At 70.3% G+C, this 22,723-nt stretch carries 19 protein-coding genes; 6 read left to right on the forward strand and 13 right to left on the reverse strand.

The window, feature by feature from the left end; translation table 11 throughout:
* Both LP52_RS17710 and LP52_RS17715 read right to left on the reverse strand, forming a co-directional pair.
* A complete protein-coding gene (locus LP52_RS17710) occupies positions 1 to 963 on the reverse strand; it encodes a formylglycine-generating enzyme family protein (RefSeq protein ID WP_084723292.1) in 963 nt (320 codons plus the stop codon).
* Between the two features lie 292 nt (positions 964 to 1,255).
* On the reverse strand, positions 1,256 to 1,903 hold the full coding sequence (locus LP52_RS17715; RefSeq protein WP_040275123.1) for a TetR/AcrR family transcriptional regulator: 648 nt from the start codon (positions 1,901 to 1,903) through the stop codon (positions 1,256 to 1,258).
* A 127-nt stretch (positions 1,904 to 2,030) separates the two neighbouring features.
* Between LP52_RS17715 and LP52_RS17720 the strand changes: the two genes are divergently transcribed.
* The 5 genes from LP52_RS17720 (at position 2,031) to LP52_RS25865 (ending at position 8,281) form a co-directional block, all read left to right on the forward strand.
* A complete protein-coding gene (locus LP52_RS17720) occupies positions 2,031 to 3,059 on the forward strand; it encodes an aldo/keto reductase (RefSeq protein ID WP_040275125.1) in 1,029 nt (342 codons plus the stop codon).
* 264 nt (positions 3,060 to 3,323) lie between these two features.
* On the forward strand, positions 3,324 to 4,544 hold the full coding sequence (locus LP52_RS17725; protein WP_040275127.1) for a Tm-1-like ATP-binding domain-containing protein: 1,221 nt from the start codon (positions 3,324 to 3,326) through the stop codon (positions 4,542 to 4,544).
* Complete coding sequence (locus LP52_RS17730; RefSeq protein ID WP_040275128.1) at positions 4,541 to 5,371, forward strand: phosphoenolpyruvate hydrolase family protein; 831 nt, start codon at positions 4,541 to 4,543, stop codon at positions 5,369 to 5,371. The genes LP52_RS17725 and LP52_RS17730 overlap by 4 nt, the downstream gene beginning before the upstream one ends.
* Positions 5,372 to 5,420: 49 nt before the next feature.
* Positions 5,421 to 5,837: a cupin domain-containing protein gene (locus LP52_RS17735; protein WP_040275129.1), complete on the forward strand. Its 417-nt coding sequence runs from the start codon at positions 5,421 to 5,423 to the stop codon at positions 5,835 to 5,837.
* Positions 5,838 to 6,265: 428 nt separating this feature from the next.
* Positions 6,266 to 8,281, forward strand: a complete 2,016-nt coding sequence (locus LP52_RS25865; RefSeq protein WP_052809976.1) for a tetratricopeptide repeat protein — start codon at positions 6,266 to 6,268, stop codon at positions 8,279 to 8,281.
* 57 nt (positions 8,282 to 8,338) lie between these two features.
* Here LP52_RS25865 and LP52_RS17745 read toward each other — a convergent pair whose 3' ends face one another.
* From LP52_RS17745 to LP52_RS17770, 6 genes are all read right to left on the reverse strand, one after another.
* Complete coding sequence (locus LP52_RS17745; RefSeq protein WP_040275130.1) at positions 8,339 to 8,905, reverse strand: GNAT family N-acetyltransferase; 567 nt, start codon at positions 8,903 to 8,905, stop codon at positions 8,339 to 8,341.
* A 52-nt stretch (positions 8,906 to 8,957) separates the two neighbouring features.
* Positions 8,958 to 9,983 carry an ABC transporter ATP-binding protein gene (locus LP52_RS17750; RefSeq protein WP_040275131.1) on the reverse strand — a complete coding sequence of 342 codons (1,026 nt, stop codon included), beginning with the start codon at positions 9,981 to 9,983 and terminating at the stop codon, positions 8,958 to 8,960.
* A complete protein-coding gene (locus tag LP52_RS17755; RefSeq protein ID WP_202966135.1) occupies positions 9,964 to 10,998 on the reverse strand; it encodes an ABC transporter ATP-binding protein in 1,035 nt (344 codons plus the stop codon). Before LP52_RS17755 ends, LP52_RS17750 begins: the two co-directional genes overlap by 20 nt.
* A gap of 8 nt (positions 10,999 to 11,006) precedes the next feature.
* On the reverse strand, positions 11,007 to 11,915 hold the full coding sequence (locus LP52_RS17760) for an ABC transporter permease (protein ID WP_040275132.1): 909 nt from the start codon (positions 11,913 to 11,915) through the stop codon (positions 11,007 to 11,009).
* Positions 11,908 to 12,834, reverse strand: a complete 927-nt coding sequence (locus LP52_RS17765; RefSeq protein WP_040275133.1) for an ABC transporter permease — start codon at positions 12,832 to 12,834, stop codon at positions 11,908 to 11,910. The genes LP52_RS17760 and LP52_RS17765 overlap by 8 nt, the downstream gene beginning before the upstream one ends.
* A gap of 71 nt (positions 12,835 to 12,905) precedes the next feature.
* Positions 12,906 to 14,543, reverse strand: coding sequence for a peptide ABC transporter substrate-binding protein (locus LP52_RS17770; protein ID WP_040275135.1), 1,638 nt, complete (start codon positions 14,541 to 14,543; stop codon positions 12,906 to 12,908).
* Between the two features lie 468 nt (positions 14,544 to 15,011).
* Between LP52_RS17770 and LP52_RS17775 the strand changes: the two genes are divergently transcribed.
* Entirely contained in the window at positions 15,012 to 15,935 is a 924-nt protein-coding gene (locus tag LP52_RS17775; protein ID WP_052809977.1) for a LysR family transcriptional regulator, read from the forward strand.
* Positions 15,936 to 16,012: 77 nt separating this feature from the next.
* On the opposite strand, the gene LP52_RS17780 is transcribed toward LP52_RS17775, so the two are convergent.
* The 5 genes from LP52_RS17780 to LP52_RS17800 form a co-directional block, all read right to left on the reverse strand.
* Entirely contained in the window at positions 16,013 to 16,963 is a 951-nt protein-coding gene (locus LP52_RS17780) for an SUMF1/EgtB/PvdO family nonheme iron enzyme (protein WP_084723293.1), read from the reverse strand.
* Positions 16,956 to 19,316: an arylsulfatase gene (locus tag LP52_RS17785; RefSeq protein WP_040275138.1), complete on the reverse strand. Its 2,361-nt coding sequence runs from the start codon at positions 19,314 to 19,316 to the stop codon at positions 16,956 to 16,958. The genes LP52_RS17780 and LP52_RS17785 overlap by 8 nt, the downstream gene beginning before the upstream one ends.
* 73 nt (positions 19,317 to 19,389) lie before the next feature.
* A complete protein-coding gene (locus LP52_RS17790; RefSeq protein ID WP_040275139.1) occupies positions 19,390 to 20,298 on the reverse strand; it encodes an ABC transporter permease in 909 nt (302 codons plus the stop codon).
* Positions 20,291 to 21,487, reverse strand: coding sequence for a quaternary amine ABC transporter ATP-binding protein (locus LP52_RS17795; protein ID WP_040275141.1), 1,197 nt, complete (start codon positions 21,485 to 21,487; stop codon positions 20,291 to 20,293). The genes LP52_RS17790 and LP52_RS17795 overlap by 8 nt, the downstream gene beginning before the upstream one ends.
* Positions 21,484 to 22,434 (reverse strand): ABC transporter substrate-binding protein, encoded by a 951-nt coding sequence (locus tag LP52_RS17800; RefSeq protein WP_169775380.1) that lies wholly within the window; start codon positions 22,432 to 22,434, stop codon positions 21,484 to 21,486. Before LP52_RS17800 ends, LP52_RS17795 begins: the two co-directional genes overlap by 4 nt.
* Positions 22,435 to 22,723: the final 289 nt, after the last annotated feature.

Below are 22,723 nucleotides of genomic sequence, written 5' to 3' on the forward strand. Positions count from 1 at the left end.
TCACCGTGCCACGCGGAATCCCGTATTGCCGGTGGAGCTGTCCGGGGAGTTGCCCATCCGCGCCGAGGTGCGGTAGCGGAAGCAGTACGACTCGTGGCACATGTGGGAGCCGCCCTTGAGAACCCGGGCCTGCCCGAAGCGCGGACCGGTGGGGTCGGTCCACGGCCCCTTCCGGTGGTACCGCGGGTTGAACCGGTCCGCGCACCACTCCCACACGTTTCCCGTCGTGTTGTACAGCCCGTAGCCGTTGGGCGGGAAGGCGTCCACCGGGCAGGTGCCGACGTAGCCGTCGGCAGCGGTGTTGCGGTCGGGAAAGGAGCCCTGCCAGACGTTCATGCGGTGCTCTCCGCCCGGCTCGCGTTCGTCGCCCCAGGGGTAGGGCTTCCCGGTCAGCCCGCCCCGCGCGGCGTACTCCCACTCGGCCTCGGTCGGCAGCCGAACGCCGGCCCATCGGCAGTAGGCGAGCGCGTCGTCGTGCGAGACGTGGACGACGGGGTGGTCCTGGCGCCCGCGGAGCCCGGAACCGGGGCCCTCGGGGCGGCGCCAGTCGGCTTCGTGCACCTGGCGCCACCACGACGCGCCGGCGGCGGCCCGCGTCGGGGGGAACCGGCGCGGCAGGAAACCCGCGAAGACGAAGGTCCAGCCGTACCGCTCGGCGTCCGTGGCATAGCCCGTGCTCTGGACGAACGCGGCGAACTCGGCGTTGGTGACCGCCGTGGCGGCGATCTCGAACCCGCTGAGCGTCACCTCCCGGACCGGCCCCTCGCCGTCCTCGGGGTAGGGTCCGTCCGCACAGCCCATGAGGAACGCGCCGCCTTCCAACGTCCGCCAGCCGCCGTGCGGCGGCGGGGCGGCCGCCTCCGCAGCGGCGACGGGCGTCGGCGCCTCGGCGGCCTGCGCCTCTCCCCGTGGCGGGGCGCAGCATGAACTCCGAGGCCGGTCGGATGAGGTGTCTGCGCTCATGGATCGCTCCTCGTACCGTCTCGGCCGCACTGCCGTCGAACTCGGCGCCCCGCACGGCCGGGGCGATCTCCTCCGGCGGTGAGCGGCACGGCCACCGCCGATCGTCCCGTTCCCACACCACATGATCACAGTGGTGGCGATGCCGCCCGACCAGGCGCGTCGCCTGCACCGGTCCGGGGCGCGCCGGCGGCCTTCCTTTCTGCGGGCGCTCGCCGCCCGCGAGGCCGGTGCGACGTTCGACCTGCGCGCCCGCGGCGGTCGCGGACCGGGTCTCTGGGGGACACACAGGGCTTCAGGGGCGAGACCGGCTCGTGTCGGCACCGTGGCGCAGTCCGTCGATGAGGAGCCCGACCATGCGCCGGCTGTAGCCGACTCCCCTGTCCGTCACGGGCATGCAGAGGTTCGATACGGCGTACAGGAGGTCCTCGGGGGCGATGTCGGCGCGGATCTCGCCCCTCGCCGCCGCGGCTTCGAGCAGTGAGCCCAGGGCCGGGCCGAGGCGCTGCATGAAGTAGGCGGGCAGGGCGTCGAACGCCGGATCCCCCGAGTGGAGGGCTTTGGCGAGGCCCCGTTTGGCCGCGAGGAACTCGGTGTAGCGGTGGATCCACTTCTCGAGTGCCTCTGCCGGCTCGTGCGCGGCGGCCAGCGCCGGGGCGGCGTCGGCGCAGGCGTCCACCTCGTGCTGGAACACGGCCTTGACCAGGTCCGAGCGCTGCGGGAAGTGCCGATACAAGGTTCCCACCCCGACGCCGGCCTGATCGGCGATCTCCCTCGCGGGCGCGTCTACGCCCGACGTGCCGAAGACGGCTTTCGCCGCGTCGAGCAGGGAGTCGATGTTGCGCTGCGCGTCGGCGCGCGGCCGACGCGGCGCGCGTTCCGGTGCGCCCGGGCCCGCCGAGCCGGTCGATTCGGCCCCGGTCCGCGCCGTGTTGTCCGTCACTGCACTCCTCCGCTTGCTTTCCGGAACGTTGTTCCATATTGTTCTGGAAGGGCGTTCCACTTCGGTTCAGAATACGGCATCGAATCAGCGCTCTCCATACCTCGGCTCCAACCTCGGGAGACACCCAATGCAGTACCGCAACCTCGGCCGGACCGGCATCAAGGTCAGCCCCTACGCGCTCGGCGCGATGATGTTCGGGGCCGTCGGCAACCCCGACCACGACGACTCGATCAAGATCATCCACAAGGCCCTCGACGCGGGGATCAACGTCGTCGACACCGCCGACGTGTACTCCCACGGCGAGTCGGAGGAGATCGTGGGCAAGGCCCTCAAAGGACGCCGCGGCGACGTCGTGCTCGCCACCAAGGCACGGCTGCCGATGAGCGAGGACCCCAACCACCAGGGCGCCTCCAGGCGCTGGCTGGTGCGTGCCCTGGACGACTCGCTGCGGCGCCTGCAGACCGACCACATCGACCTGTTCCAGATGCAGCGGCCCGACCCCGACACCGACATCGAGGAGACCCTCTCGACGCTCACCGATCTGGTGCGTGCGGGCAAGGTCCGGGCCGTCGGCACCTCGTCCCTGCCCGCCTCGGACATCGTCCGCTCCCACTGGGTCGCCGAGCGGCGCGGCCTGACCCGGTTGCGCACCGAGCAGCCGCCGTACTCGATCCTCAACCGCGGCATCGAGCGCGAGGTCCTGCCCGTGGCGCAGGAGTACGGCATGGGCACCCTGGTCTACAGCCCGCTCGCCGGCGGCCTGCTGACCGGCCGGTACCGCAAGGGCCAGGACGCCGACACCCACCGGTCCCGGTTCGGCTTCAACCACCTGAAGGACGAGCGCCGCCTGGACGCCGTGGAACAGCTCATCCCCCTCGCCCAGGAGGCCGGGACGCCCCTCGCCCACCTCGCGCTGGCCTTCGCCATCGGCCACCCGGGGGTCACCTCCGCGATCATCGGACCGCGCACCATGGAGCACCTCGACGACCTGCTCGCCGGCGTCGACGTCACGCTCAGCGACGAGGTCCTCGACCGGATCGACGAGATCGTCCCGCCCGGCACCGACATCGGCCGACTCGACATGGCCTACGACCCGCCCGCCATCCTGCGGTCCCCGCTGCGCCGGCGCCCGTTCGAGGCGCGTGCGGCGGCCTGAGCCCATCCGCCGGCGTGAGACGGGTCGGCGGCGGTCCGCCCGCCACGGCCCGAAAGTGCGGCCGCGGCAGATCCGCCGGCGGGCACGGCCGCTCCTGGGAATCGGTGCACGCGCCGATCAGTGGGCACCCGGACCCTGGCGGCCTGTGCGGCGGCGTCCCGCGGCGCCTCCGACCCGCCGCGGTCACCGGGGCATTGACGCGCCAGAACCGGCCGGTCTAGCGTCCAAGAGCTGGAGCGTCCCCGCACTCGAGGAGTTGGGCCCATGGCGCCGACGGTCGCGCTGCTCGGCACTTTGGACACCAAGGGAGCGGAGTACGAGTTCCTCAGGCAGCGCCTCGCGGCCGCCGGATGCACGCCCCTGCTGATCGACTGCGGCGTGTACCCGCCCGAGGGGGCGACCCCCGACATCCCCGCCGAACAGGTGGCCCAGGCCGCCGGTGCCGCGGTGGAGCGATTGCGCGAGGCCGCCGACCGCGGTGCGGCCGTGGCGCGGATGGCCGAGGGGGCGGCGGCGACCCTGCGGGAACTGTCCGAGGCGGGCCGGGTCCAGGCGGTGCTGGCGGTGGGCGGCTCCGGGGGCACCGCGATCGCGGCCCAGGCGATGGCCGCGCTGCCGATCGGCATGCCCAAGCTCATCGTCTCCACGGTGGCTTCGGGAGACACCCGCCCCTACGTGGGCGCACGGGACGTGACGATGATGTATTCGGTCGTCGACATCGCCGGCATCAACCGCATCTCCGCGCGCATCCTCGCCAACGCCGCGGCGGCGGCCGCGGGCATGGCCGGCGCCGCGGAACCGCGGGTCCCGCCCCGGCCGCTGGTGGGGACCAGCATGTTCGGCGTCACCACGCCCAGCGTCACCGCCGCCCGCGAGAACCTCGAGCGCTCCGGGTTCGAGGTCCTGGTCTTCCACGCCACGGGCACCGGCGGGCAGTCGCTGGAGGCACTGGCCGCCGACGGCTATCTGGCGGGCGTACTCGACATCACGACCACCGAGCTGGCCGACGAACTCGTCGGCGGGGTCATGAGCGCCGGATCCGACCGGTTGCGCGTGGCCGGCCGCCACGGCCTGCCCCAGGTGGTCTCGGTGGGCGCGGTGGACATGGTGAACTTCGCCGCGCCCGACACCGTGCCCGCCGCCTTCGCCGACCGGGTCTTCTATCACCACAACCCCAACGTCACCCTGATGCGCACCACCGCCCAGGAGTGCACCGAGATCGCCCGGCGCATCGCGGACCGGCTGAACGGGGCCGCCGGGCCCGTGTCGCTCTACCTGCCGCTCGGCGGCGTATCCGCGCTCTCGGTGGCCGGCGGGCCCTTCCACGACGCCGAGGCCGACACCGCGCTGTTCGCCACGCTGCGCGAGCGCATCGACCCGGCCCGCGTGGAGCTGCACGAGCTCGACACCGACGTCAACGACCCGCGGTTCGCCGCGGCGATGACCGACCGCCTGACCGCACTCGTCCAGGAGCACCAGCAGTGAACCGTGACCAAGCACTCGCCCGGCTGCGTCGCGTGGCCGGGGCGGGCGAGACCGTGATCGGCGCCGGCGCGGGCACCGGGCTGTCGGCCAAGTGCGCCGAGGCCGGGGGCAGCGACCTGATCATCATCTACAACTCGGGGCGCTACCGCATGGCCGGGCGCGGCTCGCTGGCCGGCCTGATGCCCTACGGCGATGCCAACGCGATCGTGGTGGACATGGCGCGTGAGGTGCTTCCGGTGGTACGCGAGACCCCGGTGCTGGCCGGTGTGTGCGGCACCGATCCGTTCCGGCGGATGGAGGTGTTCCTCGCCGAACTGAAGTCCCTGGGCTTCGCCGGGGTGCAGAACTTCCCCACGGTCGGCCTCATCGACGGCACCTTCCGGGCCAACCTCGAAGAGACCGGGATGGGCTTCGGCCTCGAGGTGGCGATGGTCCGCCAGGCGCGGGAGATGGACCTGCTGACCGCTCCCTACGTCTTCGACACCGACCAGGCCCGGCGCATGGCCGAGGCCGGCGCCGACGTGGTGGTGGCTCACATGGGGTTGACGACCTCGGGGACCATCGGCGCCCAGACCGCCCTGACCCTCGACGATTCGGTACGGCGGGTGCAGCAGATCGCCGACGCCGCCCGCGAGGCCTCCCCCGAGGTGATCGTGCTCTGCCACGGCGGGCCGATCGCCGAGCCCGACGACGCCGGCTACGTGCTGGCCAACACCCGCGGGGTGTCCGGCTTCTTCGGCGCCTCCAGCATGGAGCGCCTGCCCACGGAGACCGCGATGAAACAGACCATGCGCCGCTACAAGGAACTGCGCCCCGCACCGGGCTGAGCCGGCCGACGGGCGCCCGGGCGCGACGAAACGGACAGGAGATCACACGGTGCGACTCGCAGCGGTCGACCCCCACAGCCGGGAGACCATGACCTTCGACTGGGGCTCGGCGAAGTGGTACATCCAGCCCGACAGCGTCCCCGAGACCGGGCTGACCTTCGGTGAGGTGGTGCTCAACCCCGGCCGGGGCCACGACCGGCACAACCACCCCGGCTCCGAGGAGGTGCTCTACGTACTGTCCGGAACCGGGCGGCAGATGCTCGACGACGAGGAACCCTTCGACGTCTCCCCCGGCGACGTCGTCCATGTGCCGCGGGGCGTGTACCACAGCACCATGAACACCGGCTGGACCCCGATGCGGCTGATCGCGGTCTACAACCCCGGCGGCGAGGAGGCGGCACTGCGCGGCCTCCCGGACTTCGCCCCCGTTCCGCCCGGCGAGGTTCCCCGACTGCGCCGCGAATGAAATCCGAGGCCTCCCCCGCAGGCCTTTCGGCCGCCGAGCCGGCGATCGGCGGGACGATCCGGCGGCCGTATTCGCAGATGTGGCGCGCCGCGTCCTGACGGTGGCCCCTGGCGGAGGGGACCCGGCTTCCGGGTTCCCCCTCGCCTGCCGACGCCGGGCGGTGGTGGTACACAATCGGTGCCATGCTTCCGGGCGCAGTCTCCCTACCCGTCCCCAGAGCTCTCGTTCCGGTCCCCGGTCCGACGCCGGGGAGTTGGGCCGTGGCCGGACTTTCCCAGGAAACGAGCGTTTCCCTGTTGTGGGTACTCTGCATCCTCGTGGGCCTCGGGGCGAGCGCCGGACTGGTCCTGCGAGTGCGGCGCCGCCCGAAGCCCTCTCCGCCTGACAGCGGCGGCGGCCAAGGCCCCGGCAGCAGGATCGAAGGAGACGTGGCCGGTACCGCCGTGCAGGCCGGTACCGTCACCGGCGGCATCCACGTCTACGCCCACGGCCCCAGCCGGCCTCCGCCCACGGAGACAGACGCGGCCCTGTCCGCCGCCATCCCCGTTGGACAAGCTCTTCCCCGCCGATTGGGGATACACGCCGCCCGCCGCGGCACCGACGACTCCGACCTGCCCCCGTACGTGCCGCGCGACTCCGACGGCCTCATCCGACGACGCGTACGCACATCCGCGGACCACGGGGGCGCTGTACTTGTGGTAGGAGATTCCACCGCAGGCAAGTCCCGCGCGCTGCTGCACGCCCTCGCCGAGACGGTGCCCGAACGACGGCTGGTCGTACCGGCCGCGGACACCGACTTCACCGCCTTGGCTGACCGCCTGCGCAGCACGGCGATCGACGAGGAGCATGAGCGCTGGGTTCTCTGGCTCGACGATCTCGACCGCTACCTGTGGCACGGCGCGAAGGGACTGACCGAAGCCACGGTCCAGGCGCTGGCAGCCGCGCGGACCCTCGTGGCCGCCACCATTCGAAGTGAGTACTACGACGCCTATCGGGCCGCCCCCGCCGACGGTCGGGGTGAAGCGCACGGAGACGGTGAAGAGGCCCGCCTGCTCCGGCGCATCGACGTCGTAGAGCTCGGACGGGTGTGGTCGCCCGGAGAAGTCCGGCGCACCGCGGAATCACCGGATCGGCGGCTGCGCGAAGCCGCAGCGCATCACGGCGTACACGGTGTCGCCGAGTACTTGGCCGCAGGCCCCGACCTCCTGGCGGAGTGGCGCCGTGCCCGGCGACACGTCCAGCGGGGTGGGCATCCCCGGGGCCACGCCGTGGTCACCGCAGCCGTCGACCTCACCCGCACCGGCTTGGGAAGCCCACTCACCCGGGAACTGATCGAGCAGGCCCACTCCGCCTACCTTGCCGACGCGGCCGCCCTTGGCCCCGAAACGTTCGAGGAAGCCTGGGACTGGGCACGAGAGCTCCGGCTGGGGACCACCGGACTTCTGGTTCCTGCCGACCACGGCGGCAAGGAAGGGTGGCGCCCATTCGACTATCTGATCGAAGCCGCCGACACACCGATCCCCGCCGCCACATGGCAGGCGGCACTCGACCACGCTACGGATGCCGAAGCACGCCTGCGCGTCGTTCTCTCCGCCGACCGCCTGGGCGAGCGGGAATTCGCGCATGCCGAATGCGAAACTCTGGCCCTGACGGGCCATGCACGGGCCATGACGATCATGGGCCGCTGGGAACGGCGTGCCCAACGTTTCCGAAAAGCCGAGGAATGGTTCCGACAAGCCGTTTCCGCGGGAAACGCCACCGCCGTAAGGGACCTCGGCCATGCGCTCAGTATGCGGGGACGCGTCGGCGAGGCCGAAGAACTGCTGCGCAGTGCTGCCGAGCACGGTGACTTTCGCGCAATGAATGCCCTCGCCAGCCTGCTCAGCGAGCAAAGGCGGCCGGAGGAGGCCCTGCACTGGTACCGCAGATCCGCTCTCTCCGGCGACCGGTCGGCAGTAGAGCAGTACGGCCGCATGCTTACCGACCAAGGGCGGCCGGAGCTGGCGGAGCGGTGGTACCGCGAAGCCGTCGAACGGGGCCACTTCTCCGCCATGGCCAGCCTGGGAACACTGCTCCAAGCGCAGGGGCGATCCGACGAGGCCGAGGAATGGATTCGAACGGCCATAGACGACGGCCGGCATGATGCCGCACTTCAGATCGGACTGTTCTTCATGGAGCGACAGCGGCCTGCGGAAGCGGTCCCCTGGCTCCGCCGGGCCGCAGCCGATCTCGGTGCCGGTATCGGTGTCGAGCACCTTGCGGCCGCCCTCGTACACGAAGGCAGGGACGAGGAAGCCGCCGCCTGGATCCGCGAATTTGGTAGCGACTACGACGCCACCATGGTCGGCCTTATCCTCACTGCGGGCCGTTGGGACGACGAAGCGCGTCGATGGGAGCAGGCAGCGGGCGAGCTCCTTGAACCCGGTTCCGACAAGGACGCCTGATCCGGCGGCCGCGCGGCCAGCGGGCCGAGGGCCGCGGGGTCGCCGTAGCAGCGCAGATCAGCCGTCGTGCTGAGCTGGAAGCGCCTCCGCTGCCCACTCGTCGTCGAGGATCGAGTGCACGATGGAGTCCCGCCAGGCGCCCCGGCTCCACAGGTGCCGGCGGATGCGGCCCTCCTCCACCATGCCGGCACCGGCCATCACCCGCTGGGAGGCGGCGTTGGCAGGCGAACGCGCGCCCCAGAGGCGGCTCAGGCCCAGTTCCTCGAAACCGAGCCGCAGGAGCAGCCGGACGAGTTCGCCGCCCATGCCGCGTCCCCACATATCCGGCCGCAGCACGAAGCCGATCTGACCGCTGTGCGGGTGCTCGTCGATCCCCAGGCGGGCGACTCCGACCAGCTCGGCGCCGCCGTCGACCGCCGCGAGCATGTACACGGTCCTCGGCTCGGCCGCGGCGTAGGCGATCGCGGAGTCGAGGACGGCCGCGCACTGCTCCGGCGAGCGCGGTGGGAACGTCAGGTGGCGGGTGGCTTCCTCGTCCCCGTAGACCCGCAGCAGGCCCGCGGCGTCGTCCGCGGCCATCTCCCGCAGCCCGAGGCGCGATCCCGCGATCTCCATCCCGGTCATGCCCCGAGCCTAGCCTCGCCTTTCCGCCGGCTGACCCGCCTCGCGGCGCGGGTCAGCCGGCGGGGGCGGCGTCGTCGGCTTCGGGGAAGTGGCAGGCGCTGGGATGCCGGGTTCCCGGGCGGATCTCCAGAAGGGGCTCCTCCCGGGAGCAGAGGTCGGCGGCTTTGTAGCAGCGGGTGCGGAACCGGCATCCGCTGGGCGGGTCGGCGGGGCTCGGCACGTCTCCGGGGAGGATGCGCCGCCGACGGAGCTGCCGGCCCTCGGGATCGGGCACGGGAGCCGCCGAAAGCAGAGCCCGGGTATAGGGGTGCCTCGGCTCGTCGTAGACGTGGGTATCCCGGCCGACCTCGACGAACTTGCCCAGGTACATCACCGCCACACGGTCGGCGATGTGGCGCACCACCGACAGGTCGTGGGCGATGAACACGTAGGCGAGGCCGAACTCCCGCTGGAGCCGCTGCAGCAGGTTGATGACCTGGGCCTGGACCGATACGTCGAGCGCGGAGATCGGCTCGTCGCACACGATGACCCGCGGCCGCAGGGCCAGAGCGCGGGCGATGCCGATGCGCTGGCGCTGGCCGCCGGAGAACTGGTGCGGGTAGCGGTTGATGTGCTCGGGATCGAGCCCCACGACCTCCAGCAGGTACTGGATGTGGTCGCTGCGCTTGCCCGCCGGCGCCATCTCGGGGTGGACCTCGAACGGCTCGCCGACGATGTCGCCCACCGTCATGCGGGGATTCAGCGATGTGTAGGGGTCCTGGAAGATCATCTGGACGTCGCGCCGCATCTGCTTGATCTGCGGGCCGCGCTTGTGCGCGACGTCCGCCCCGTCCAGCAGGATCTCGCCCGAGCTGGGCCGGTCCAGGCCGACGAGCATCTTGGCCAGCGTGGACTTGCCGCACCCCGACTCGCCGACCACCCCGAGGGTCTCGCCGGGAGCCAGGGCGAAGTCCACCCCGTCGACGGCGCGGACCCATCCGACCGTCCGCTTCATCACCACACCGGTGGTCAGCGGAAAGTGCTTGACGAGGTTGCGCGCCTCCAGCACCGCGGTCCGGTCACCGGTCACCGTGGTCATCAAGCACCTCCTGGTAGAAGTGGCACGCGCTCGCCCGCTCGGGTCCGACGGTGTACATCGGCGGCGGGGTGGTGACACAGGTTTCGCGCCGGTAGTGGCAGCGCGGATGGAATGCGCAGCCCAGCGGCATGTCCATCAGGCTCGGCGGGGTGCCGCCGATGGCCTGCAGGTCCGATCCCACCTGGTCGAGCCGCGGAATGGACTCCAGCAGGCCCTTGGTGTAGGGGTGGGCGGGGCGGCGGTAGGCGTCGAACACGTCCGCGTACTCCACCACGCGCCCGCCGTACATCACCGCCACGCGGTCGGCCACATCGGCCACCACCCCCAGGTCGTGGGTGATGAGGATCAGGGCCATCCCCAGCTCTTCCTGCAGTTCGGCCAGCAGCTCCATGATCTGCGCCTGGACGGTGACGTCCAGGGCGGTCGTGGGCTCGTCGGCGATCAGGACCCCCGGGTCGAGCGCGATCGCCATCGCGATCATGATGCGCTGGCGCATGCCGCCGGAGAACTGGTGCGGATAGTCGCCGGCGCGGCGCCGCGCGTCGGGGATGTGGACCCGGTCCATCAGTTCCACCGCCCGCTTGTTGGCCTCCGATCGGGAGGCGCCGCGGTGGACCCTGAACATCTCGGCGATCTGCCAACCGACGGGGAACAGCGGGTTCAGAGCCGAGAGCGCGTCTTGGAAGATGATGGAGACGCCCTCGCCGCGGACACGCCTGCGCTCCTCGGCGGACATGCCGAGCAGGTCGCGCCCGCAGAACCGGATGCTCCCGCCGGTGATCGCGCCGGGAGGCATGTCGAGGATCCCCATGACGGCCTGCGCCGTGACGCTCTTGCCGGAGCCCGACTCGCCCATGACGGCCAGGGTCTCGCCGCGGTCGACGGTGAAGCTCACCCCGTTGACCGCTTCGGCCGTCCCGGCGCGCGTGCGGAACTCGACGTGAAGGTCCTCGACCTCCAGCAGGGGGCTCCTGTCCTCGGGCCGCTCGTTTTCGTCGGGCAGGTTCAGTGCCACGTTGACTCCTAGCGAAGCTTCGGGTCCAGCGCGTCGCGGACCGCGTCACCCAGCAAGACGAAGGCCAGCACGGTGGCACACAGGAAGATGGTCGGGAACAGGGTGAGGTAGAAGGCCTGCCGGATGAAGTCGCCGGACTCGGAGATGGCCACTCCCCACGAGATGACCGGAGGCCGCAGTCCGACGCCGAGGAACGACAGGGTCGCCTCCGCGCTGACGAACGTCGCGATCAGCAGCGAGCCGTAGACCACGATCGGCGCGAGGGCGTTGGGCAGCAGGTGCCGGAACAGGATGCGCATCGGACCGGCGCCCAGGACCCGGGCGGCGTTGACGTAGTCGGCGCTTTTCACGGCATAGACCGCCGAACGCGCGATCCGCGCCACCATCGGCCAGGAGAGCGCCGTGAGCGTGGCGATCACCAGCATCATGATCGTGGCCGGACCGGCGTCGCTCTGCGCCCCCGCGAAGGTGGACAGGATGATGATGGCGCCGAGCACGAACGGCAGGCCGAGCAGGATCTCGCCGCCTCGGGAGATGAGGATGTCCACCCATCCGCCGCGGTAGGCGGCGATCATCCCCAGCAGCCCGCCGAGCACTGTGGTCAGCACAGTGGCGGTCAGCCCCACCACGATGGAGGCCCGCGCCCCGTAGACGGTCCGGGCGTAGACGTCGCGGCCCTGCCGGTCGGTCCCGAACCAGTGCTCGGAGCTGGGCGGTTCCATGCTGAGCGACAGGTCGGCCCACCGCGGGTCGACCCGTGTGAACAGCTGCGGGAACGCCGCCATCAGGATGAAGACGAGGATCAACCCTGCGGAGATCCAGAAGATCGGTCGCCGCTTCAACTCGTCCCAGGCGTCGTCCCACAACCCGCGAGGCGCCTCGCCGGCGGATGAGGTGAGGGATGCCGGTTCACTCATAGCGGATCCTCGGGTCGAGCACGCCGTAGAACAGGTCCACGACCAGGTTGGCGAAGATGTAGATCAGCACGAACAGGGTGGCGACCGGCACGACCACCGTGGAGTCGAGCCGCAGGATGTGGTTGTAGACCAGACCGCCCAGCCCGTTGATGTTGAAGATGCCTTCGGTGACCACCGCGCCCACCATCAGGGAGCCGAGATCCAGGCCCAGCAGGGTGATGAGCGGGATCAGCGAATTGCGCAGCACGTGCACGCCGATCACACGGCTGCGGGGCAGCCCTTTGGCGATGGCGGTGCGCACGTAGTCGGCGCGCAGGTTCTCGGCGATCGTGGTGCGGGCCAGGCGGGCGAGCACGGCTGTGGTCGTCGTGGCGATCACCGCTCCGGGAACCAGCAGCTCCGCCCAGGTGGCCTCGTTCGAGACCGTGGGGCTGATCCAGCCCAGGTTGACCCCCAGCCCCCATTGGGCGAAGCGGGCGATCACGAAGATCGGAACCGACAGCGCCACCAAGGTGCTGACGAACACCAGGGTGTCGAAGTAGCCGTTGCGGCGCAGACCGGCGATCACCCCGGCGACGATGCCGACGACGGCCTCCACAGCCAGCGCGATCAGCGCGAGCCGGAGGGTGACCGGGAGCGCCTGGGCGATCAAGGTGGAGACGGGGACCATGTTGTAGGTGACCCCGAAGTCGAACTGGACCAGGTTGGCCATGTACGCGCTGTACTGCACCAGCAGCGGCTGGTCCAGCATGAACTGGGCGTTCATGGCCTCGATGTAGTCCTGGGGGCAGGCGCGCTCCCCGCAGCGTCCCGCGAAGGGGTCTCCGGGCAGGGCCCACATCATCCAGTAGATCAGCAGCGTGGTCCCCACCACCACGGGGACCGCTTGCAGCAGGCGCCGCAGCGCGTAACGACCCATTCCCGTCCTTCCCGAAGGCAGGAGGAGCGCGTGCCGAAGACGACCGGCGCTCCTCCTGCCGTGACCCGGTGCTACTTCTCGAGGTTCGCGAAGGCGGGAACGCCGAACGGGGTGACCTCGACGTTGGTCATCTCCTCGGAGTAGCCCGTGATCGTCCGCGCCGTGTAGATCGGCAAGGCGGGCATGTCCTCGGCGAGGAGCCGCTCCCCTTCGCGGTACATCTCGATCGCCGCGTCCTCGTCGGACTCCTGGCGGGCGTCGGCCATCAGCTGGTCGAACTCCTCGTTGCTGTAGTCGCCGTCGTTCGAGGAGGCGCCGGTCTCGTACAGCGGGGAGAGGAAGTTCTCCAGGTGCGGGTAGTCCATCTGCCAGCCGGTGCGCAGCAGGCCGGTGTACTTGTCCTCGTTGATCCCGGCGCGGAACTCGCTGAAGGTCGGCACCGGCTTGGCGACGGCCTCCAGGTCGCCTTCGAACGTCTGGTTGATGCTGTTGACCACGGCCTGGACCCACTCGCGGTGGTCGGCGTCGTCGTTGAACCAGATCTGGACCTTCTCCGGCGGTTCGAACCCGTCGTCCAGGGCCTCCTGCAGCAGCTCGTCGGCCCGCTCGGGGGAGTACTCGCAGTACTCGCCGCAGGCACCCTTCTGCGCGCCGATGACGACGCTGGGAGCCCACCCCTTCGACGGCACCTGGGTGCCCTCGAAGATCTCCTCCACGATCGACTCGCGGTCGATCGCCGCGGAAAGCGCCTGGCGGAACCGGGCGTCGTCGTAGCCCTCCTCGTTGCCCGTGACGGTGAGGGTGAACATCAGGCCGGCTTCCTGCTCGACGTAGCGGTCGCCCAGGTCGTCCTTGTAGACCTCGTTGGCCATCGCGGCCGGGGTGAGGCGCGTCATGATGTCGAGGTTGCCGGCGAGCAGGTCGGCGTAGGCGGCTTCGCGGTCGTCGTACATCCGCCAGGTGACCGCGTCCACCTGAGCCGGGTGGGAACCGGCGAAGTCCTCATAGGCCTCGACCGTGATCTCCTGGTTGTCGGTCCAGGAGGCGAACTGGAACGGGCCGTTGCCGACCGGCTCGCGGCCGAACGCCTCGGGGTCCTCGAAGAAGACCTCCGGCAGCGGAGCGAAGGCGGTGTACCCGAGCTTCATCGGGAACTGCGCGTAGGGCTCGCTGAGGGTGACCTCGAAGGTGCGGTCGTCGACCACCTCGAGGCCGGACATCTTCTCGGCCTCGGGCTCGGGCGGGTCGGCTTCGGGATCCTCAGGCTCGGGGTGGACCTCTTCGTAGCCCTCGATCTGCTCGAACCAATAGGCGTTCAGGTTCGCATTCGGTCCGTAGGCGCCCCAGTTCCAGGCGTCCACGAAGCTCTGGGCCGTGACCTCGGTGCCGTCGTGGAAGGCCCATCCTTCCTGGACAGTGATGGTGAAGGTCTGATTGTCCTCGGTCTCGATGGACTCGGCGACGTAATTCTCGGGCTCGGCCGTCTCCGGGTCGTAGCGCACGAGTTTGGAGAAGAGCGTATCGAGCACGTCACCGCCGAATACCTCGTTGGTATTGGCGGGAATGAGCGGGTTTTCGGGCTGGCCGCCGTCGACGGTAACGGTCGTCTGACCGCCGTCTTCGTCACCGCCGCCGCCGGAACAGGCGCTGATGGCCATGACCGCTGCCGCGGCCGCGGCCACCGCGGGGCGGAACCTGGTTGCTCGCATACTCGTGCGCCTCCTCTGGAACACCGGACGAACAGCGAAGAATAAGAATTCAACCTAAACCTGAATCCGTTTCACTTGAATTTCACATATGCACCACAGCGGTAACGTTCGCGTCACGCGATCGCATACCACGCGGGGGAACGGCACTCGAATGCGAGTGAAAGTCCGGAAGATTGGTATATACGTTCGAAGATTCGCGGAAAATCCCTGCACACGAATGTGCGATCGCACGACAGGCCCACTCCGCCCCCCGCGCCGTCGCCCTTCGCGCTCCCCGGCCCCGCCGGCAGCGGCGCGCCCGCGCCCGGCTCCCGCGCTGCGGGTCGCCGAGCGACGTGATCAGGTATGTTTCGCTGTGTCCGTGCGCGCAGGCGCCCGGAACCCGGCCGGACGCTGAAGGCCGGGCCGGTGACCGCCGGGCCGGGCTCCTACCGGCGCCGCCCCTTCTCGCAGGTGTAGGAAGATCGTGTGGAGCGAAAGCATCTCGAGTACTTTCTCGCGGTCGCGAGCCACGGGAGTTTCACCAGCGCCGCAACCTCGCTGCACATCGCGCAGCCGTCGCTGTCCTATGCCATAGGCGTCCTGGAGCGCGAGGTGGGGGCGCCGCTGTTCCGCCGCGTCGGGCGGGGCGTGGTGATGACGCCCGTGGGCGAGGCCCTGCTGGACCCCGCCCGGCAGGTGCTGCACGACTTCATGCGGGTGCAGACCGCGGCTCAGCGGGTGTCCGGACTCGTGTCGGGACGCATCGACATCGCCGCGGTCACCACCTTGGCCGTGGACCCGCTCGCATCGCTGGTCGGAGCGTTCCGGAACCAGCACCCCGGAGTGGAGTTCCGCATCGTGGACGCGGAGAACGCCACGTCGATCGTCGACCTCGTCCGACGCGGGCAGTGCGAGGTAGGGCTCACCGAGTACGGCATCGCCACCGCAGGCATGCGGGTACTCGCCCTCCCCCAGCAGGAGGTCCTCGCCGTGCTTCCGCCCTCCACGGCCACGCCCGATGAGCCGATCCCCCTGCAGAAGCTCGCGGAACTCGACCTCGTCACCACCCCGAGCGGCACCACGACCAGGAGCGCCCTCGACAGCGCGCTCGCCCTCACCGCGGCGTCGCCGCGGATCGCCGTCGAGACGACGCACCGCGCCGCGATCGTGCCCCTGGTGATCGCGGGCGCCGGTGCGACTCTGCTTCCGCACCGGCTCGCTCTGGAGGCGGCGGGGCTCGGGGCCGTGGTCGTCAGCGTCGCCCCGCCGCTGGCGCGCCGGGGCGTCCTCGTCTGGCCGCCGGATTCGCTCTCGCCCGCGGCCCAGGCGTTCGTCGATCTCGTCTCGACCCGCCACGCGGGCGACGATACGGACAGCCCCCGGCCGTTGGACGACGCCCGCCCCGGCTAGAGGAAAGCCGGGGCGGGCGCTGAACGACGGCCCGCGGACATCTCCGCGGGCCGTCGTTCAGCGCGGGTCGCGGCGGGCTAAGCCTCCCGCGCGCACCGGAAGCCGGTGTTGCCCAGGGAGGAGTCGGGGGAGATCCCCTGGCGCCCGCTGACCCGGTACCGGCGGCAGTAGGACTCGTGGCACAGGTAGGAGCCCCCGCGCGCGCTGCGTCTGGTGCCCTCGGCGGGCCCGCTCGGATCGCGCCGGGTGTCCGCGGCCGCGCCGTCCGGGGCGAACCGGTCGCGGCACCACTCCCACACGTTGCCGGTCGTGTTATACAGCCCGAACCCGTTGGCCGGGAACGCGTCGACCGGGCAGGTGCCGTACCAGCCGTCGGCGCGGGTGTTCTCCTGGGGGAACACCCCCTGCCACACGTTCATCCGGTGCTCACCCGCGGGCTCCAGTTCGTCCCCCCAGGGGAAGGCGCACCCCCGCAGACCGCCCCGGGCGGCGTACTCCCACTCGGCCTCGGTGGGCAGCCGCAGTCCCGCCCAGGCGCAGTAGGCCTGGGCGTCGTTCCACGACACGTGGATCACCGGGTGGTCCGCGATGCCCTCGGTGTCGGACTGCGGACCGGCGGGGTGGCGCCAGTTCGCACCCTCGACCTGGCGCCACCAGGGCGTCCCGACCACTCCGCGGGTGGGCGGGAAGTCGTCGGGCAGCAGCCCCCCGAACACGAAGGACCACCCGAACCTCTCCGCCTCGGTGCGGTACCCCGTGGCGTGGGTGAAGGCGGCGAACTCCGCGTTGGTCACCGCCGTCGGACTGATCCAGAACGGGCTGAGCTCGACGGTGCGGACGGGCCCCTCGCCGTCGTCGGGATAGGCGCGGTCGTCCTCGCTGCCCATGAGGAACTCCCCGCCGTCGAGGAGCACCATGTCCTGGGTGCTGCCCGCGCCGCCGCCGGCCTCGGGCCCGTTCTCGGGAGAGGGGGCTGCGCCCCGCCGACCGCTCGACGGGGCGCAGCACGATCCGTGCTCCTCACTCATGTGCCGCTCGGAACTGCTCTCGCTGGACCTCGCTGTCGGAGTCGCTGCACAGGTCGTCGCCGAGGTCGACACGTACCCGGCGCAGCCGCCCCGTGAAGGCGTTGTCCGCCGTCGGGTAGTCGTCGGTCACCGGCGAAAGCCTGTCGACCCCGAGGTCGAAGGTCTCGTCGAAGGCGAAGTAGTAGGGGATGGTGGCGTCCACCCGGCCTTCGGCGACCTGCTTGCCGTCGACCAGCAGGGAGACGTCGCCGCCGCGGCCGACGCCCCCGCCGTCGTAGGAGAAGTCCACGCGGATCTCGTGCTCTCCGGGCGACAGCGGATCCTCGCCCGCGGCCGTGTGCACCTGCAGCCCGAAGTAGTTGTAGGCGTAGCGCGGGCGCCCCTCGTGGACGTACAGCGACCACCCGCCGAACCGGCCGCCCTGGGCCACCAGGACGCCCTCGGCCCCTTCTTCGGGGACCTCGACGCATGCGGTGACGGTGTGCGAGCGGTTCTTCACGTTCGGAGCGGTCTCCTCGGTGAGCCGCAGCCCGGGACCGTTGAACGTGACGCTCTTGCGGTCGCCGAACAGGTCGAGGCGCCCGGCCTCCCGCGGGTTCTCCCGCTCGGTCATCCGGTCGTCCAGCGGGAACACGTTGTACTTGGCCGCCTCGGTGAGGAACAGCTGCTTCAGCTGGTGCAGCTTGCCGGGGTGCTCGGCGGAGATGTCGCGCGCCTGGGTCCAGTCGACGTTGGTGTCGTAAAGTTCCCACACGTCGTCGTCGAAGTACCGGCGGCCGTTCTGCACCATCTCCCACGGCGTGCCGTGGCGGGTGACCGCCATCCAGCCGTCGTGGTAGATGCCGCGGTTGCCGACCATCTCGAAGTACTGCAGGCGACGGCGGTCGGCGGCGTCGGACTCGTTGAAGCTGTAGAGCATGCTGGTGCCCTCGACCGGCTGCTGGGCGATCCCGTCCACCGAGTCCGGCTCGGGCACCCCGGCGGCTTCGAGGATGGTCGGCAGCACGTCGATCACGTGGTGGAACTGGTGGCGCAGGCCGCCGCGTTCCCGGATCCCGTTGGGCCAGTGCGTGATCATGCCGTCACGCGTCCCCCCGAAGTGCGAGGCGACCTGCTTGGTCCACTGGTAGGGGGTGTTCATCGCCAGTGCCCAGCCCACCGGGTAGTGAGCGTGGGTCGTCTCGTCGCCGAGCGCCTCGTCGTGGGCGTTGATGAACTCGGCGCTGTCGGGGATGCCGCTGGCGTAGCGGTGCTCGTTGAGCGTGCCGCCCAGGCCGCCCTCGGCCGACGCGCCGTTGTCGCCCAGGATGTAGATGAACAGCGTGTCGTCGAGCTGGCCGTTCTCCTCCAGCGCGTCGACGAGGCGGCCGATCTGGGCGTCGGTGTGCTCGGCGAAGCCGGCGTAGAGCTCCATCAGCGAGGCGGCCGACCGCTTCTCGGCATCGGAGAGCTCGTCCCAGTGCGGCACCCCCTCGGCCCACGGCGCCAGTTCGGCGTCCTGCGGGACGACGCCGAGCTCCTTCTGCCGCTCCAGGGTGATCTCGCGCTGGCGGTCCCACCCGTGGTCGAACTTGCCGCGGTACTTCTCCCGGTACTCCTTGGGCACGTGGTACGGCGCGTGCGTGGCGCCGAACGGGAGGTAGGCGAAGAACGGGATGTCGGGCTTGAGGCTCTGCTGCGTGCCGACCCATTCGATGGCCTGGTCGATCAGGTCCTCGGACAGGTGGTAGCCCTCTCGCGGCGTCTTCGAGGGCTCCGTGGGGACGGTGCCGTCGAACAGCGCCGGGTACCAGTGGTTCATCTCGGCGCACAGGAACCCGTAGAACTTCTCGAAGCCCTCACCGGTGGGCCAGCGGTCGAACGGGCCGGCCGGGCTCACGTCGCGCGCCGGGGTCTGGTGCCACTTGCCGAACGCCCCGGTGTTGTAGCCGTTGGCGCGGAGCGTCTCGGCGACGGTCGCGGCGCTGCGCGGGCGGATGCCGGAGTACCCCGGCGCCGCGCTGGACATCTCGGTGGTGACCCCCATCCCCACCGAGTGGTGGTTGCGCCCGGTCAGCAGCGACTGCCGGGTGGGCGAGCAGACCGCGGTCACGTGGAACCGGGTGTAGCGCAGCCCGTCCCGGGCCAGCCGGTCGGCGGTGGGCATCTCGCACGGTCCGCCGAACGCGCTGGGGGCGCCGAAGCCCATGTCGTCCAGGAGCACCAGCACGACGTTGGGTGCGCCCTGCGGCGGCCGCAGCGGGTCGGCCGGCTGGTAAGGCGGGTCCTGCTCGCGCACGTCCATCGACGTGGCCGGAGCGTGCCCCCGTTCCTCGATCGGCAGGTTGTACCGATTGGGGCCTGCGTCGCTCACGGAGTTCTCCTCTCCCGTTCTGTAGGGGATGCTGATATTTCCGGCGGGCCGTGGTTCGGCCCCCGTTCCGCGATCACGCCGGTGCCGCTTCCGGCTCGTTCCGGCGGCCCTTGGACCGGACCAGAGCGAGCAGGGCGGCCGCCGGCCGCCGGCGTGCGCTCCCGCTGCGTCCCAAGGCTCCGGTCACCCTGTCGAGGAAGATCGCGAGGACGACGACGGCGATCCCGCCTTCGAAGGCCGTGCCGATGTTGAACTGGGTGACGCCGTTCACGACGACGCCGCCCAGGCCCTGGGCACCGACCAGCCCGGCGACGACGACCATCGACAGCGCGAGCATGATGACCTGGTTGACCCCGGCCATGATCGAGGGCAGGGCCAGCGGCAGCTGCACCTCGCGCAGCACCTGCCCGGGGCGCGACCCGAACGCGCGGGCGGCCTCCAGGACCTCCCCGTCGACCTGGCGGATTCCCAGTTCGGTGAGCCGGACCGCCGGCGGGATCGCGAACACGGTCGTGGCCGCGATGCCCGGAACCACCCCGATGCCGAACAGGAACACCGACGGCACCAGGTAGACGAAGACAGGAAGGGTCTGCATGAAGTCGAGGACCGGCCGCGCGACGAAGCTGACGCGCGCGCTGCTCGCGGCGAGGATGCCGGCCGGTACGCCCACCAGGATGGAGAAGGCGGCCGCGATGATCACCACCGCGAGCGTCTCCAGCGTCTGCGCCCACAGATTCATGCTGACGACCAGGGCGAACGCGAGCACCGTGAACACGGTCAGGCCGATGCTGCGGGTCGCGACGATCATGAGGACGGCGAAGATCGCGATCAGCACCGCCGGCAGGGGGGCGGAGAGCACGGTGTAGACCGTGTTCACCGTGAACAGCAGAACGGCGGAGACGGCGTCGAACACCCCTCCGGCGTTGTCGGTGAGCCACTGGAGACCGGATTCGACCGCGTCTCCGACGGGGATCCTAGCCACGCTCGCCCACCTCCTCGGGCACCGAGGCGATCGCATTCATGACTCGGCTCCTGGGGAGGACGCCGACCAGGTGCTTTGCACCGTCGACGACCGCGAGCGGCGCCGCGTGCCCCCCGGTCAGGTGGCAGAACTCGACGACGGGGGTGTCGCCGGAGACCGCTGCGTAGTCGTCGTGGACGCAGGTGCCCAGGTCGGGCTTGTGCTCGTCCACCGCTCGCGCCAGGATCTCCGCGGTGGTGATCCCGGCGATCCTGCCTTCGGCGTCGGTGACGTAGGCGCACGCGCCGGGCCTCTTCTCCAGCCGGGCGAGCACGTCCGCGGGCCGCTCGTCGAGGGTGGCGGTGACCCAGGGATCCTGCATGACCGTGCTCGCCGTCAGGCCCCGCGTTCGGTCGACGTCGGAGACGAAGTCGCGGACGTAATCGGTCGCCGGCTGGGAGATGATCTCCGGTCCGGTGGCGAGCTGGATGGGCCTGCCGTCCTTCATCACCATGATCCGGTCGCCGATGCGCATGGCCTCGTTGAGGTCGTGGGTGACGAAGATGATGGTCTTGCCCAGGTCCTGCTGGAGTTCGAGCAGCTGCTCCTGCATGGCGCGCCGGGTGAGGGGGTCGAGCGCGCTGAACGGCTCGTCCATGATCAGTACGTCGGGGTCGGTGGTGAGGGCGCGCGCGAGTCCCACGCGCTGCTTCATCCCGCCGCTGAACTCGTCGGGGTAGGAATCCCCGCGGTGGGCGAGTCCGACCTGGTCCAGCGCCTTGTCGGCGCGTTCGAGCCGCTCGCGCTTGGGCACGCCGCGGGCCTTGAGGCCATAGGCGGCGTTCTCCCTGACCGTGCGGTGGGGGAACAGCGCGAAGTGCTGGAAGACCATGCTGATACGCCTGTTGCGCAACTCGCGCAGTTCCTGGCGCGCCATGCTGCCGACGTCGGCGCCTTCATAGGAGACGGTGCCCGCGGTCGGCTCCACGAGCCGGTTGATCATCCGGACGACCGTGGACTTGCCGGAGCCCGACAGGCCCATGACGGCGAAAAGCTCTCCGCGACCGACGGAGAAGGAGACGTCGTCGACGGCGAGGACGCCGCCGGCGGCGCGTACCGCGCTCTCGCGGTCGCCTGCGGAGTCCAGGGCCCGGCGTGCGCGGGCCGGTGCGAGATCGAAGACCTTGGTGAGATTGCGGATTTCGATCACGCGGGGGCCTCCGCCGGTTCGCCCTCCACGGTCTCGACGCCCTTCAGCCACTTCCGGACCTGGTCGGGGTTCTCCTCGATCCACGCGCCGGCGACGTCCGCGGCGGACTTGTCCTCCTGGCTCACGCTGTAGACCCAGTCGGACGCGGTCTCACGGTCGATCTTCATCTGGGAAAGGAAGCGCGCCACGTTCGGGTTCTCGTCCTGGAACCCCTTCCGGGTGGCGGTGCGGATCTCGCCGGCGCCCGGCCAGACGTCCTCGGGGTCGTCGAGGTAGACGAGGTCCCACTCGATGTTCATCCAGTGGGGTTCCCAGCCGAGGAAGACGACCGGCTGCTTCTGCTTGGCCCGCTTCTCGACCTCGGCGAGCATCGCCGGGGTGCTCGACTCGACGAGCTTGAAGTCGCCGAGCCCGTAGGCGTCCTCGTCTATCGCCTTCTGGATGGAGTTGTTGCCGGGGGTGCCGGGCTCGATCCCCAGGATCTCGCTGTCGAACTCCTCGGCGTTGGCCTCCAGATCGGCCAGCGAGGCGACGTCGTACTCCTCGGCGACGTACTTCGGTACGGCCGGTTCGTAGGTGACCCCGGTGACAAGGGTGGACAGGACCTCGACATCGCCCTTGTCGATGGGGTCGGAGAACACCTCCTTCTGGCTGGGCCACCAGTTGCCGAGGTAGGCGTCGGCGTCGCCCTTGGAGAGCGCCTGGGCGGTGAGGGGAACCGAGAGATCCTCGATCTCGATGTCGTAGCCGGCTTCCTTCAGGACCTGGCTGGCGATCTGGTTCTCGACCATGAGGTCTTCCCACGGCTGCTGGGCGAGGGTGACCGTGGTCTCGGCTCCGCCGCCGGAGCCGAATCCTCCCCCGGTGCCGCCGCCGGATCCGCCGCATGCGGCGACCATCAGGGAGCTGAGCGCGATAATCGACGCCGATGCGATACGACGCTGCATCGAATCCATATCTTTACATCCAATCCAGACGGAGAGAATCACGGCGGCGCGGAGCCTTCACGGCGCCCCCGCACGGCAAGCGCGTACACACTTCCCATTTCCACCTTCCTTTGCCCCACGAACACCGAGGGCGACCCCGCCGCTACCCGGCGGAGGTCGCGAAATTGACATTGAACGATCATGACGCAAATAGGGAGCGACATCAACATCTAACGCAATATAAAGGCATATCAATCTTTGGTTGTTCATATAGAACGACTCTATAGAAGAATGTAGAAAGTACACCGAC

Origin of the sequence: Streptomonospora alba (assembly GCF_000826685.1) — a bacterium.
GTDB lineage: Bacteria > Actinomycetota > Actinomycetes > Streptosporangiales > Streptosporangiaceae > Streptomonospora > Streptomonospora alba.

Bases quoted from the DNA above. Each gene is read 5' to 3' on its own strand.
- LP52_RS17710 (WP_084723292.1), bottom strand. From the start codon at position 963: ATGAGCGCAGACACCTCATCCGACCGGCCTCGGAGTTCATGCTGCGCC.
- LP52_RS17720 (WP_040275125.1), top strand. From the start codon at position 2,031: ATGCAGTACCGCAACCTCGGCCGGACCGGCATCAAGGTCAGCCCCTAC.
- LP52_RS17725 (WP_040275127.1), top strand. From the start codon at position 3,324: ATGGCGCCGACGGTCGCGCTGCTCGGCACTTTGGACACCAAGGGAGCG.
- LP52_RS17745 (WP_040275130.1), bottom strand. From the start codon at position 8,905: ATGACCGGGATGGAGATCGCGGGATCGCGCCTCGGGCTGCGGGAGATG.
- LP52_RS17750 (WP_040275131.1), bottom strand. From the start codon at position 9,983: ATGACCACGGTGACCGGTGACCGGACCGCGGTGCTGGAGGCGCGCAAC.
- LP52_RS17760 (WP_040275132.1), bottom strand. From the start codon at position 11,915: ATGAGTGAACCGGCATCCCTCACCTCATCCGCCGGCGAGGCGCCTCGC.
- LP52_RS17765 (WP_040275133.1), bottom strand. From the start codon at position 12,834: ATGGGTCGTTACGCGCTGCGGCGCCTGCTGCAAGCGGTCCCCGTGGTG.
- LP52_RS17770 (WP_040275135.1), bottom strand. From the start codon at position 14,543: ATGCGAGCAACCAGGTTCCGCCCCGCGGTGGCCGCGGCCGCGGCAGCG.
- LP52_RS17780 (WP_084723293.1), bottom strand. From the start codon at position 16,963: ATGAGTGAGGAGCACGGATCGTGCTGCGCCCCGTCGAGCGGTCGGCGG.
- LP52_RS17800 (WP_169775380.1), bottom strand. From the start codon at position 22,434: ATGCAGCGTCGTATCGCATCGGCGTCGATTATCGCGCTCAGCTCCCTG.